Consider the following 12,380-nt stretch of genomic DNA (forward strand, 5'->3'; position numbering starts at 1 on the left):
GACGCTCGACATCAAGACGGGGGCGCCAGGTAGTAGCCCAGCCCGCGCACCGTTTTCAGGCCGAACTCCTGGCCAATCTTTTTACGAATACGCGAGATATAGGTTTCCACGGCGGCGGCGCTGACCGGTTCGTCCAGGCTCGAGAGCCGGTCGATGATCTGGTCCTTACTCACCAGGCGGTTCTGGTTGATCATCAGGTATTCGACCACCTCGAGCTCGCGGCGGTGCAGGGCGATGGGCGCGCCATTGACGCGAAGCTCCCTGGCGTCGGGCAGAAACTCAAGCGGGCCGCAGGTGAGCGACTCGCCGCCGAAATGCTTGGCACGGCGCACCAGCGCCCGGGCCCGGGCGGTCACTTCATCCAGCGAAAAGGGCTTGCACAGGTAGTCGTCGGCGCCCTCTTCCAGCCCCGAGATGCGCTGGTCGAGCGTGTCCCGGGCGGAGATGATCAGTACGGGCACTCTGTCGTGCTGGTGACGCAGGCGCCTCAACAGGGTGATACCGTCGAGCTCGGGCAGGCCCAGGTCCAGCAGCAGTAGGTCGAAGCCGCCCTGGGCCAGCATGTGCTGGGCCTGGGCGCCATCGCTTGCCAGGCTGATCGTGAAGCCTGCCTCGGTCAGCGTCGTGGCGATCGAGCGCGCCAGGTTGTCGTTGTCTTCTACAATGAGCGCTTTCATCAACGCCTCTGCCGATGTCCTTGATAAACGCCCAGGGGCTGTCTGAAAAGTCGACGAGCGAAGACAAGACAATGCAAAAATTGGCGAAAAAACGGAGTTTACATGTGTAAATGAGTATTTTGATCGGACTCGCGCACGAGCCAATTTTTAACGCCGTATTGTCGAGCGTAGGCACTTTTCAGACAGAGCCTAACCTTCGGGCTGATACTTGTAGCCCACCCCGTACACCGAGCGGATGATCTCCTGCTCGGGCAGGGCTTCGGTGATTTTCCTGCGCAGCTTCTTGATGTGGCTGTCCACGGTGCGCTCGGACACGATGCGGTTGTCGCGATACATGTGATCCATCAGCTGTTCGCGGCTGAAGATGCGCCCGGGGGCGTGCATCATGACGCGAAGAAGCTGAAACTCCACCGCGGTGAGCCCTAAATCCTGGCCCTTGGCCAGCGCCACCCAGCCATCGTCGTCCAAAGTGACCGGTGACGGCGGCGCCGCTTGCGGGGCAGGCTCGGCGGCGGCGCGGCTGCGCCGCAATACCGCCTTGACGCGCGCCACCACTTCCCGCGGGCTGAAGGGTTTGCAGATGTAGTCGTCCGCGCCCATTTCGAGCCCCACCAGGCGGTCCACCTCTTCGACTTTGGCCGTCACCATGATGATCGGCAGCGCCGGCCACTGCTGGCGGATCTCGCGGCAAAGCGTCATGCCGTCCTTGCCCGGCAGCATCAAATCCAGCAGCACCAGCGCCGGGGTGTTCGCCTCGAGCCAGGGGAGTACCTCGTCGCCGTGCTCGATCAGTGTAGGCGTGAAATGGTGACTTGCCAGGTAGTCGGCCATCAGCCGGGCAATTTTTGGCTCGTCCTCGACGATGAGAAGCGTCGGGTTGGCGGGCGGCCGTGCGTCGGCGTGATGCGAATCGGTCGGTGACATAGGAAAGCTCGTCTAGCGTGAAGACAAAAGTGGAAAGCGCAGCGTCCATCGAAGCCCGCCCAGGGGCGCGGCGTCGGCGGTGAGCGTGGCGTTATGGGCGCCGGCCAACGCCTTGGCAATCGAAAGCCCCAGGCCGCTGCCGCCGCTTGCCCGGCTGCGCGAGCCCTCCACCCGGTAGAGCCGCTCGGTCAGCCGGGCAAGCTCGCTTTCGGGAACGCCCGGGGCGCTATCTTCCCATATCACCACGGCGTGTTGGCCATCTTTATAAAGGCGCACGTGCAGTTTTCCGGGGGGCGCGGTGTAGGCGCAGCTGTTGTCCAGCAGGTTACTCCAAAGCTGGCGCAGGCGCTGGGTATCGCCCAGTACGGTAAGGTTCGGGTCGATCCGGGTGGTCAGCGTCAGGCCGCTGTCGCTTAGCCAGCGGTCGGCGTCCAAAAGGCGCCGTTCCAAACACTCGCTCAAGTCCATGGGGGCGAGTCGAATGTCCAGCGCCCCGGCATCGCTTTGCGAAAGCAGGCGCAAATCCGCCACCAGCCGCTCCAGCTGGCTGACCTCCTGGGCAAGCGAGCCCAGGTTCTCCTGATTGAGCGCTCGCACGCCGTCCTGCATTGCTTCGATCTCGCCGCGCAGCACGGCAAGCGGCGTACGCAGCTCATGGGCGGTGTCCGAGACCCAGCGCGCTCGGGCGTTGCGGCTCGCTTCCAGGGTTTCGGCCAGCACGTTGAAGTCCTGGGCCAGCCGCGAGAGTTCGTCGCGGCCCCGGGCGCGCAGGCGCATCTCGTAGTCGCCTTCGGTAAGGCGGCGCGTGGCGCCGGCCAGCGCCCGGGTGCGTCCACCCAGCCACCAGGAGAGCCCGCCCGCCAATAAAAGCGAGGCCACGACCAGCGAGATCACGATGATGAACAGGTTACGCTTTTGGCGCTCCAGAAAGCGGCTCTCCATGCGCTCCATCATCTGCTGGGGCGAGCGAAAGCCCAAGCTGCCAATCGCCTGGGTGCCGCGCCCTGAGGCGCTTTCGCTGTAAAGGGTGAGCCAGCGCCAGTCGCTTTCGGCGCCGCTGGGGCGGGGGCGTACCACGTCGTCGCCCTGGGCGTCGCGCAGCGCGAAATCCTGCGCCTCGCCCAAAGGCGATGGGCGCTCGTTGTTCTCCTGGCCAAGCTCGAAGCGCACGACCCGGGGCCAGCGCTGCGGGTCGCGTTCGAGCCACGCCCAACTGCCCTGGGCGTTCCAGCGGCTGACCAGGCCGTCGGCCAGTAGCGCCGCGCGGCGCTGCTGGGCCTGGTTCAGGTACTCGATAAAGCCCCGGTCGATACTGTAAGAGACGGCCAGAAAAATACTCGCGGCAATCGCTACGTTCACGCTCAGGATGACCGCGAAAAGGCGCAGCCCAAGCGTGGAAGGCCGCCAGCGAGAAAGCGCACCGAGCCGGCTCATGAGGAGGCTCCTTCAGGTTGGGGGGCGGTTGGGGCGCTTAGCCGCTCGCGCAGGTTCTCGAGGCTCAGGTACAGGCAGGGCACCAGAATCAGCAGGATGACGGTGGCGAAAATCATGCCAAAGCCCAGCGAGATCGCCATGGGAATCATGAAGCGCGCCTGGCGCGAGGTTTCCAGAATCATCGGCGCCAGCCCCAAAAAGGTGGTCAGCGTGGTCATCATGATCGGGCGCAGGCGCCGGGTAGCGGCGGCCACGATCGCTTCCCGAGCGGCCATGCCTTCCCGGCGCTTGCGGTTGGCGTAGTCGATCAGCACCAGGGCGTCGTTGATGACCACCCCGGAGAGCGCCAGCATCCCCAGAAGGCTGATGATCGAAAGGCCAAAGCCCATCACCATGTGGCCAGCCACCGCCCCCACCAAACCAAACGGAATGGCGGCCAGTACTAAAAGCGGCTGCAGGTAGCTTCTAAACGGGATCGCCAGCAAGGCGTAAAGGGCGGCCAGCATCATCCACATCGCGGTGCGCAGCGTGGCGAGGTTGTCGGCGGTATCCTGCTGGCGCCCGCCCAGGGCCACTTCCAGCCCCGGCCAGGTGTTGGTCAACGTGGGGAAAACCTCCTCCTCGAGGGTGGCCAGCACCTGGTTGATCACCTGGCCGTCGTCGGAGTCGGCGGTGACGGTAATGATGCGCCGCCCGTCGATACGTTGAAGGCTGCTGGAGGCCTGGCTCAAGGTGATATCCGCCGCCCGCGAAAGCGGGATGCTCATGCCTTCGGAGGTGCGCACGGGCAGCCGGTAGAGCTCGTTCAAGCTCGCCCGGTCCTGCTCGGGCAGGCGCACCTCGACACTGACTTCCTGACGGCCGATGAACTGCTCGACGGCGGTGGCGCCTTGAAGCGGGCCGCGCAGCGCCTGGGCCAAGTCGCTACCGGTGAGCCCCAGCGCCCGGCCTTCGGCGGAAAGGCGCATTTCGAGCTGGGGTTTGCCGTCGCCCAGGCCGCTGTCGATGTCGGTGAGCCCGTATTCGCCGAGCTGCTCGGCCAGGCGCGTGGCGGCGGCTTCCAATACCTGGGTGTTGGGGTGGGAAAGGCGCAGGCTAAGTGCGGCGCCGCTGCCCGGGCCGCCCACGTCCGAGGCGAAGCGCACCGACTGCGCGCCGACCAAATCGCCGGTTAGCTCCCGCCAGTCGGTGGCAATGCGCGACGGCGGCCAGGCGTCCAGGCTTTCCCGGGCGATATCCAGGGTGACCTCCAGGGACTCGCCATCGAGGCGGCTACGGGTGCTCTCGAAAGCCAGCGTCGGCTCGCGCTCGCTCAGGGTTTCGGCGGCATCGATCAACTGCTGACCCAGTTCGCGGCTCACGCTTATGTTGCTGCCGATGGGCAGCGTGACCGTCGCCCGTACCTGGTCGGATTCCACCCGCGGCATCAGCGAGAACCCGAGGCGCCCGCTCATGGCCCAGGCCAGCACCACCAGTAAAAGCGCCACGCCCAGCGCCACGCTTAGCAGGCGCTGGTTGAGCGCACGCTGCAAAAACGGCTCGAAACCCTGGTAGGTAAAGCGGTGCAGCCCGCCCTGCAGGCGATGGCGAAGGCCTTCCAGCGGGCGCTGCCAGGCCGGGGTTTGGCGGGGTTTATGGCTGTGGGCCAGGTGGGCCGGCAAAATGAACAGCGCCTCGACCCAGGAGATCAAAAAGACCGTGACCACCACGACCGGCACGGTGGCGAAGATCATGCCCAAAAAGCCGGGCAGAAACAGCAGCGGCATGAACGCCACGATGTTGGAAAGAATCGCGAAGGTGAGCGGTACGGCGATTTCGCCGGCGCCCTTGACCGCCGCGTCGCGCAGCGAATAGCCCTCTTCGCGGTAGCTATAAATGTTCTCGCCCACCATGATGGCGTCATCGACCACGATGCCGAGTGCGATGATGAACGCAAACATCGACATCATGTTCAGCGACACGCCCACCCAGGGCAGAAACAGCATGGCGCCCAAAAAGGCCGTGGGAATGCCAAGCGTGACCCAAAAGGCGAGCCGCGCCTCCAAAAACAGCGCCATCAGCACCATCACCAGCGCCAGACCCATCCAGGCGTTTTTGAGCAAAAGCCCTAAGCGGTCTTCGTACACCTCGGAGCTGTCCCGGGCGACATCCAGGTGAATGTCGGCGGGCAGGTTGGCGCGCAGCCGCTCGAACTCGCTATTCACCGCGGTGGAGATACTGGTGGGCGTTTGATCACCGACCTGGTAGACATCCACCGAGAGCCCGCGCTGACCGTTATAGAACTCCTCGCGGTCGGCCTCGGCGAAGCCTTCGCGAACCTCGGCGATTTGGCCCAGTCGCACCGGCGCGCCCTGGGCGGTGGTCAGAATCGGCAGGTTCGCGAACTCGGCGGCGCTGTTGCGCCGGCCCTGGTAGCGAATCAGCCACTCCCCCTCGGCGGTGGTGAGCTGGCCGCTGGCCAAGTCCAGCGCCTCTTCGCCGATGCGCGCGGCGAGCTGCTGGTGGTCGAGACCAAACCGCTCGATCGCCTCCTCATCCAGCAGTACCTGGATTTCGCGCTCCCGGTTACCGGAAAGCTCCGCCCGGGAGATACCGCTCGAGGCCTGAAGCTCGGCGCGCACCTCTTCGGCGGCGTCGTGTAGCGCCGCCAGGCTTGCCGGGCCGTACACCTGCAAACTCACCACGCTGCGCGAGTAGCCGGCCAGGGTGAAACGGGGCGGGTCCGCGGCGCCCGGGAAGGTGGTGATCGCGTTGACGCCCTGCTGGATTTCCTGGTAAACGCGCATGGTGTCCACGCCGTCGATCAGCGTGGCGCGCACCACGCCGCTGCCTTCGCTGGCGGTGGCGGTCAGCTCGTCGATGCCCTCCACGTTGGACACCGCCGCCTCCACGGGCAGCAGCAAGCTCTGCTCGATATCCTCGGGCGTCGCGCCTGGGTAGCTGATGGTGACCTGCACGGTTTCGCTCTCGAACTCGGGGAACACCTCTTTTTTGATCGCAAGCGAAGCCATCAACCCCCCGACGATGAACAGCACCATCAAAAGGTTGGGGGCGACGCCGTGATCCACCATCCAGGCGAGCGGGCCTTTGCGCATCATGAGTCTTCCTCTGACTGCTGGGCGGGGGTATTCGCCGGCGCGCGCGGACGAACCTGCTGGCCGACGCGGGGCTGGGCCAGCCCGCCGGTCACCACGCGCTGACCCGGGGAGAGCCCCGCGCTGATCAGCGCCTGCTCTTCGCCGCGGTAGGCGAGTGTCACCGTGGTGTTTTGCAGGCGGTCTTCGTCATCGAGCCACCACACCACATCCCCCGGGCGCAGCGCCGCGGAGGGCAGGGCAATCAGCGGCTGGCGGGCGGTGGTGTGATAGCGCAGGCGCATGACGTCGTTCAGGCGCAGGGCCGGGCCGGAGGTGTCGAGGGCCAAGGGGTCATCGATCGAGACCAAAAGCTGCGCCTGTAGGCCATTCTCTTCCAGGCCCGGCAAAATCGAGGTGAGCCGGCCTTCGCGGCTTTCCCCCGGCGGCCAGCTCTGGCTGGTCAGGGTGACCCGGTCGCCGGGGGAGAGCCAGGTCAGGGTCTCGCCGGGGAGTGAGGCGCGCACCCAAAACTCCTCCACGCCCACCAGGCTCAGCACTTCGGTGCCCTGGCTTAAAAGTGTACCGGCGCCTACCGTGCGCTCGGTCACCATGGCGCGCCAGGGGGCGCTCAGGGTGGCGCGCTCCAGGTTCAGCGCCGCCTGGTTACGTACCACCCGGGCCTGGCTGAGCGCCGCTTCGGCCTGGCGCAGTTGGGGTTCGCGCAGTACCAGCGCGCGGCGCTCGGCGCTTAGTTCGCGCCCGAAACGGGCGTAATCGGCGCGGGCGCGCTCCTGCTCGGCCTCCTCCAGCGCAAGGCCAGCCTGGGCGGTGGCGACCTGGGCGTCGGCGTCCTCGAGCGTTAGCTCCAAATCCGCTCGGTCGATATACACAAGCGGGGCACCCGCTTCCACCACTTGGCCTGGCACCACGTTGGGGGCGAAACGGTCGAGCTGGCCGGCCACGCGGCTGGCAAGCTGGGTCGATTTTTCCGCCTCTACCCGGCCGAACCCGGTGAGTTCCGGGGCCTGGGTTTGCTCGTCGACGGTGATGGTATCGACCACCGGCACGGGCGCCGGGGGTGGCGCGCGGCGCTCGATACGCGGAGGCTGGGTCATAATCCACCAGGCCAGGGCCAAACCCCCGACCATCACGAACAGAGCCAAAACAGCGCCAAGGCGCACCCGGCCAGACTGGCTGGCAGCCGTCGAATCAAAAAGAGTCATTGCCGCGCGTCATCCGTAATAAAGACTAAAATGCTTGAAGAGAAGCCTGATATGCTAGCATCTACGTTCGTTAAGCAGTGACTGGGCAAGTAATATGTAAAGAACGTGCAAGCTGGCGCCCAGCCCCACGGCATGCCATTTTTAATAAATATACCGGCTTCAAGATCGGTAGCGGTATCCGAACGACAGGCTCAAACAACGCTATGAAAAACATCGCAACCCGCGACAAACTGATTAATACCGGTGCCGAGCTGATCTCTCAGCACGGCTACACGGCCACCGGGATTAACGCCGTTCTGAGCACCTGCGGGGTGCCCAAGGGGTCGTTTTATCACTACTTCTCGAGCAAGGAAGATTTCGGCCTGGCCGTGATCGAGCGCTTTGGCGAAGAGTACGACGAAGACCTTGCTGCCTTGCTGGAAGACGACTCCCTCGACCCTTGCGAGCGGCTGCGCCTCTATTTTGCCCAGGGGCGCGCCTACATGAGCGACTGCAACCATAAAACCGGCTGTTTGATCGGTAACCTGGGCCAAGAGCTCTCCGGCCAGAGCGACACCTTCCGCGACGCGCTCAACAACGTGTTCAAGCGTTGGGAGAAGCGTTTTGCGGTGTGTATCGAAGCCGCCCAGGCCAAAGGCCAAATCGCGTCTCAGGCGCCCGCCGAGGCCCTGGCCAGTTTCATTCTCTCCGGCTGGGAAGGCGCCATTCTGCGCTCCAAAACGCTCAAGTCGGCGGCGCCGATGGAGCAGTTCGAGGCCATTTTGTTCGAGGGCGTGCTGGTCGATGCGCCGGTTGCGCAACCGGCCTGATAGCGCTTTTACGCCGCTTTAGAGGCCTCGCTTAGCGGGTTAGTGGACCGGGCTGATGATCAACGCAGCGTTCACGCCCCCGAAACCGAATCCGTTGCACAAGACATGCCGGGTAGCGTGGCTCCGGGCAGCGGTGACGAAGGTCAAATCCTGCATGTCATCATCGCACTGCTCCATGTTGAGGGTAGGCGGGAGCGTTTGATGAATGGCTGTCAGGGCCGAAAAGATGCTTTCGATGCCCCCGGCGGCGCCCAGCAGATGCCCCGTCGATGCCTTGGTGGCTGAAATGGGAATAGAGGGCAGCCGCTCGCCGAAGGCCGCCCGGAGAGAGGCAATTTCCGCACGATCGCCGACCGGCGTCGAGGTCGCGTGAGCGTTGACGTGGTCGATGTCGGCCCCGCTCAATCCCGCCATGTCGAGCGCGCTATTAATCGCCAGGGCAGCACCGGCGCCATCTTCTGGGCCCGCCGTCATATGATGCGCATCGGCGCTGGTACCATAGCCGCTAAGGACGGCAAGCGGCGTAGCGCCCCGTGCCTGGGCGTGCTCCAGCGTTTCGATCACTAAAAGCCCGGCCCCTTCTCCCATGACGAAGCCCGAACGCGCCCGGTCGAATGGCCGCGAGGCGCGCTGCGGCGCCGTGGACTCGGTGGATAGCGCTTTCAACGCGTTAAAGCTTGCCAGGGACAAAGGGTCGATACACGCCTCGGCGCCGCCGACCAACGCGACATCCGCCTCGCCGCTGCGAATCAAGCGCATGCCATCGCCAATGGCCTGCAGGCCGGCGGCGCAGGCGGTGACCGGGCACCCCAGCGGCCCTTGAAAACCGTAGCGAATGGAAAGATTACCGGCTGCCAGGTTGGCCAAAAAGGCCGGCACGGTAAAGGGGGAAAGCTTGCGATGACCCCGCGTGCTCAGCGTTTGCTGCGCCTGGGTGATCGTCGGAAAGCCGCCGATCCCCGAGCCCACGATGGTGGCGGTGCGGCGTTTATGAAACGCCTCGGTCGGGTGCCAACTTGCCTGGTCCAGCGCCTCTTGGGCGGCGGCCAACGCATAGAGGCTGAACAGATCGAGCTTGCGCCGCTCCTTGGGGTCGGCAATCGCGTCCAGGTCCAGGCCGTGCTCCGGGTCCTGGTCCAGCGTCTTGACGGCGCCGGATATCTTGACCGGGAGCTCGCCGGTATCAAAGCGTTCGATGGCGCCAATACCGGACTGGCCATCCAGCAAGCGTTGCCAGCTCGTATTGACGCTACTGCCCAGAGGGCTGACCATACCCATGCCGGTAATAACAATTGGTGATTGCATAGCGGTTCCTGAGTGATTGATGCCGCCACCCTAGCAATCCGCATTATATGATCAAGATAATATTAAGCGTGCCCAGTCCGAGGTCACTATGCCTTACCCCAAGAGTCGTAAGTCGAAAACGAAAGAGCGTATTTTAGCCTCGGCCACCGAGCTTTTTAGCCGCAACGGGTTTCACAAGGTATCGATTGGCCAGATCATGAAGCTCGCTAAAATGACGCATGGCGCTTTTTATGCCCATTTTGCCTCGAAAGAAGCCTTGTACCACGAGTCCGTACGTTTGACCTTGAACGAGAGCCGCGCTGCCCGGTTGGTGAAAGGGCCGCTTTCGCTTCAGCACCTGACCGAACTGGTCGCCAATTACTGCAATCTTCAGGAGCTCGAAACCCGGCAAAAACCGGGCCCGGAAGCGGTGCTGTTCAATGAAATCGGCAGCGAACAAGCTGAAATTCGCACCCTGTTCGAAGCCTCGTATCTGAGTATGAAAAAGATGCTGGAGATGCGCCTGCGTGCGTTGGGCCGGCTCAATAAACTGCCGCTAGCGGATGACCGCCAGGCGATTGCGGATAAATCCCGCGTCATTCTGGCCGCTTTGGTGGGCGCGGTCGCCATTGCCAAAAGCCTGCCCGGCGAAGCGGAGCGCAAGCAGGTACTGGTCGCCACCCAGCGCTATATCTTGCAAATGCTGGGCGTCAGCGACGATGACGCGGATACCATGATTCAAACCTGACGCGAGCATTTAAAAGGCCGGCTTTAAAAGCCGGCCTTTTGGCGTACGGGGTTTTGAAAGCGTACCCCTACGTATTCAGTACGACCCCGCCGTTCAAGTGCAGCGTTTGCCCGCTCATGTAGGAAGAGTCCTGGCATGCCAGATAGACGTAGGCGGGGCCCATTTCGCTGGGCTGACCCGCGCGTTTCATGGGCACCTGGGCGCCGAAACCGGCGACTTTGTCGTCATCCATGCTGGCGGGAATCAACGGGGTCCACACAGGCCCTGGGGCCACGGCGTTGACACGAATGCCGCGCTCTACCAGCGACATGGCAAGCGAGCGTACCAGCCCCTGAATCGCGCCCTTGGTCGCGGTGTAGTCGATCAGCGTATCGTTACCCTTGAAGGCGTTGATCGACGAGGTAGCGATAATGGTGTCGCCTTCGTTTAGGTGGGCCAAGGCCGCCTTGACCATGTAGAAGTGGCTGAAGATATTGGTCTGGAAGGTACGCTGCAACTGGTCATCGGGAATGTCGGTGATGTCATCCCAGTCGTACTGTTCGGCGGCGTTGTTGATCAGGATGTTGATCTGGCCGTATTCATCGAGGGTGCTTTGTACGATCTCGCGACAAAAACCGGGTTCACCGACATCACCCTTGAGTACCAGGCACCGCCGGCCTTCCGCTTCCACCAGCCGCTTGGTCTCTTTGGCGTCTTCGTCTTCTTTGAGGTGAACGATCACGCTGTCGGCGCCTTCCCGAGCGTAATGCACGGCCACGGCGCGGCCGATACCGCTATCGCCGCCGGTAATGATCGCTACTTTATCGAGCAGCTTGTTGGAGCCCCGGTAGCTCTCCCGAATGTACTCGGGTTCCGGGCGCATGGCGTGCTCGTCGCCTGGCTGCTTGTTCTGATGTTGCGGGGGTTGCAGTTGATCGCTCATGGTGTCTTTCTCCTTGGCTAACGGCGTAGGGCGGGCGCCTGGCTCAAAAGCCGGCCGGCGGCCGCTTCCTCGGCCGCGGCTATGTTTATAAATGGATGCTTATGGTCATCCTAAGCGCCTATGTTCACCCTAGTCGAAAGCCGTAAAAGGGCCAAACCCACGACGCACCACGGCACACTTTCGTTTAATAACCTTTGTTAATTTAATCAGGCCGGTCTAATGGCGCTTTAAATAAACTGTTTATTTTTCAATGAGGTTCTTTTTGCAAATAAGTTAGTTATATTTAACCCTCTTTTATGAGTTTCGATTTCTAAAGCTTTTTAATTATTCAACTGTTTGAAGTTAAAGTTAAAATCCATGGTTTTATTTGAGGTTTTGGGTTTTTATAGCACTTTTTGAATGCCGTATTTATAAATTGACAGTTTTCGTTGCCTCGCTATATTTCAATGGTGGCGTATTATTAATTTCCACTAATAATTATTCTTTGTTTTAAAAAGGAAGGCGCTTTTATTAGCGCTTGAAGTTCATTTTGTTTATTACCACCAGCTGCAACGCATGGAGGATGCAATCAATGAGCGATCAAGGAAAGTACTCCCACTCCGGCTCGAGTGGCGGCAGCGCCCATCAAACGCCCGGCGCGCATGACCACCTGGATACGGAACGCCTCAAGGAGCAGGGCCGGGAAGCGGCTCATGATATCGGCGGCGCCGCCCAGCACCAGGCCGAACACTTCTATGACAGTCAGCGCCAAACGTTTGCCGAACACGCCAGCAAGTTTACCGGTGTGATGAAAAAAACGGCGGACGAGTTCGATAGCCAGCAGCAGCCGTTCTTTTCCCAGCAGGCACGTAAAGTGGCCGACCTGGCCGACGGCTTCTCCCACCAACTGCGCGACAAGGACCTGCGGCGTATTTGCCACGATGCCCAGGACTATAGCCGCCGTGAACCGGCGGTTTTCATCGGCGGGGCCATCGCGGTGGGCTTTTTGGTTGCGCGCTTTTTGAGAAGCTCGAGCGACCATCAGCACGGTTCCTATAGCGAGCGGCGTACGGACATGAATGCCTCGGGGTCGCGCTACGCTTCCCAGCACCCGGCGTCTCGCCATCCTTCGTCGTTTGATAATGACAGTATGCGACCGAGCGGCGGCGGCGCGCCCCTCCAGCGCGAGCCCGCAGAGCCCAGTGCTTACGGCTACGGCGAGCCTGCCCGGCCGATTACCACGCCAAGGCCCGGCGATGACCCTTTAGCCGGTGATAACGGCCCGCACCGTTCACCCCGCTAA

At 62.6% G+C, this 12,380-nt stretch carries 10 protein-coding genes; 3 read left to right on the top strand and 7 right to left on the bottom strand.

All coding sequences use genetic code 11. The features are described 5' to 3' along the window. Positions 1–11 precede the first annotated feature (11 nt). The 5 genes from ACWHVV_RS03495 to ACWHVV_RS03515 all read right to left on the bottom strand — a co-directional run bounded on the left by ACWHVV_RS03495 (position 12) and on the right by ACWHVV_RS03515 (position 7,335). Positions 12–677 carry a response regulator transcription factor gene (locus ACWHVV_RS03495; protein ID WP_447928093.1) on the bottom strand — a complete coding sequence of 222 codons (666 nt, stop codon included), beginning with the start codon at positions 675–677 and terminating at the stop codon, positions 12–14. A gap of 189 nt (positions 678–866) precedes the next feature. After that, on the bottom strand, positions 867–1,601 hold the full coding sequence (locus ACWHVV_RS03500) for a response regulator (protein ID WP_447928094.1): 735 nt from the start codon (positions 1,599–1,601) through the stop codon (positions 867–869). 12 nt (positions 1,602–1,613) lie between these two features. Next, the gene (locus ACWHVV_RS03505) at positions 1,614–3,035 is read right to left on the bottom strand and encodes an ATP-binding protein (RefSeq protein ID WP_447928095.1); all 1,422 of its coding nucleotides are present in this window, start codon (positions 3,033–3,035) and stop codon (positions 1,614–1,616) included. Then, positions 3,032–6,133 (bottom strand): efflux RND transporter permease subunit, encoded by a 3,102-nt coding sequence (locus ACWHVV_RS03510; protein ID WP_447928096.1) that lies wholly within the window; start codon positions 6,131–6,133, stop codon positions 3,032–3,034. Before ACWHVV_RS03510 ends, ACWHVV_RS03505 begins: the two co-directional genes overlap by 4 nt. Continuing rightward, positions 6,130–7,335, bottom strand: coding sequence for an efflux RND transporter periplasmic adaptor subunit (locus ACWHVV_RS03515; RefSeq protein ID WP_447928097.1), 1,206 nt, complete (start codon positions 7,333–7,335; stop codon positions 6,130–6,132). The genes ACWHVV_RS03510 and ACWHVV_RS03515 overlap by 4 nt, the downstream gene beginning before the upstream one ends. Before the next feature lie 203 nt (positions 7,336–7,538). On the opposite strand from ACWHVV_RS03515, the gene ACWHVV_RS03520 reads away from it, so the two are divergent. Beyond that, positions 7,539–8,144 carry a TetR family transcriptional regulator C-terminal domain-containing protein gene (locus ACWHVV_RS03520; protein ID WP_447928098.1) on the top strand — a complete coding sequence of 202 codons (606 nt, stop codon included), beginning with the start codon at positions 7,539–7,541 and terminating at the stop codon, positions 8,142–8,144. Positions 8,145–8,183: 39 nt separating this feature from the next. On the opposite strand, the gene fabF is transcribed toward ACWHVV_RS03520, so the two are convergent. Continuing rightward, entirely contained in the window at positions 8,184–9,449 is a 1,266-nt protein-coding gene (gene fabF, locus ACWHVV_RS03525) for a beta-ketoacyl-ACP synthase II (protein WP_447928099.1), read from the bottom strand. Positions 9,450–9,537: 88 nt separating this feature from the next. On the opposite strand from fabF, the gene ACWHVV_RS03530 reads away from it, so the two are divergent. Beyond that, positions 9,538–10,176, top strand: coding sequence for a TetR/AcrR family transcriptional regulator (locus ACWHVV_RS03530; RefSeq protein ID WP_447928100.1), 639 nt, complete (start codon positions 9,538–9,540; stop codon positions 10,174–10,176). A gap of 67 nt (positions 10,177–10,243) precedes the next feature. Here the strand turns inward: ACWHVV_RS03530 and ACWHVV_RS03535 are convergent, their stop codons facing one another. Then, the gene (locus ACWHVV_RS03535) at positions 10,244–11,098 is read right to left on the bottom strand and encodes an SDR family oxidoreductase (protein ID WP_447928101.1); all 855 of its coding nucleotides are present in this window, start codon (positions 11,096–11,098) and stop codon (positions 10,244–10,246) included. A 571-nt stretch (positions 11,099–11,669) separates the two neighbouring features. Here ACWHVV_RS03535 and ACWHVV_RS03540 point away from each other — a divergent pair. Next, positions 11,670–12,380: a hypothetical protein gene (locus tag ACWHVV_RS03540; RefSeq protein WP_447928102.1), complete on the top strand. Its 711-nt coding sequence runs from the start codon at positions 11,670–11,672 to the stop codon at positions 12,378–12,380.

The sequence above is a fragment of the Vreelandella sp. EE27 genome (assembly GCF_968206495.1).

Coding starts and splice junctions, on each gene's coding strand:
- ACWHVV_RS03530 (WP_447928100.1), top strand. CDS start 9,538: ATGCCTTACCCCAAGAGTCGTAAGTCGAAAACGAAAGAGCGTATTTTA.
- fabF (WP_447928099.1), bottom strand. CDS start 9,449: ATGCAATCACCAATTGTTATTACCGGCATGGGTATGGTCAGCCCTCTG.
- ACWHVV_RS03495 (WP_447928093.1), bottom strand. CDS start 677: ATGAAAGCGCTCATTGTAGAAGACAACGACAACCTGGCGCGCTCGATC.
- ACWHVV_RS03510 (WP_447928096.1), bottom strand. CDS start 6,133: ATGATGCGCAAAGGCCCGCTCGCCTGGATGGTGGATCACGGCGTCGCC.
- ACWHVV_RS03505 (WP_447928095.1), bottom strand. CDS start 3,035: ATGAGCCGGCTCGGTGCGCTTTCTCGCTGGCGGCCTTCCACGCTTGGG.
- ACWHVV_RS03515 (WP_447928097.1), bottom strand. CDS start 7,335: ATGACTCTTTTTGATTCGACGGCTGCCAGCCAGTCTGGCCGGGTGCGC.
- ACWHVV_RS03535 (WP_447928101.1), bottom strand. CDS start 11,098: ATGAGCGATCAACTGCAACCCCCGCAACATCAGAACAAGCAGCCAGGC.
- ACWHVV_RS03520 (WP_447928098.1), top strand. CDS start 7,539: ATGAAAAACATCGCAACCCGCGACAAACTGATTAATACCGGTGCCGAG.
- ACWHVV_RS03540 (WP_447928102.1), top strand. CDS start 11,670: ATGAGCGATCAAGGAAAGTACTCCCACTCCGGCTCGAGTGGCGGCAGC.
- ACWHVV_RS03500 (WP_447928094.1), bottom strand. CDS start 1,601: ATGTCACCGACCGATTCGCATCACGCCGACGCACGGCCGCCCGCCAAC.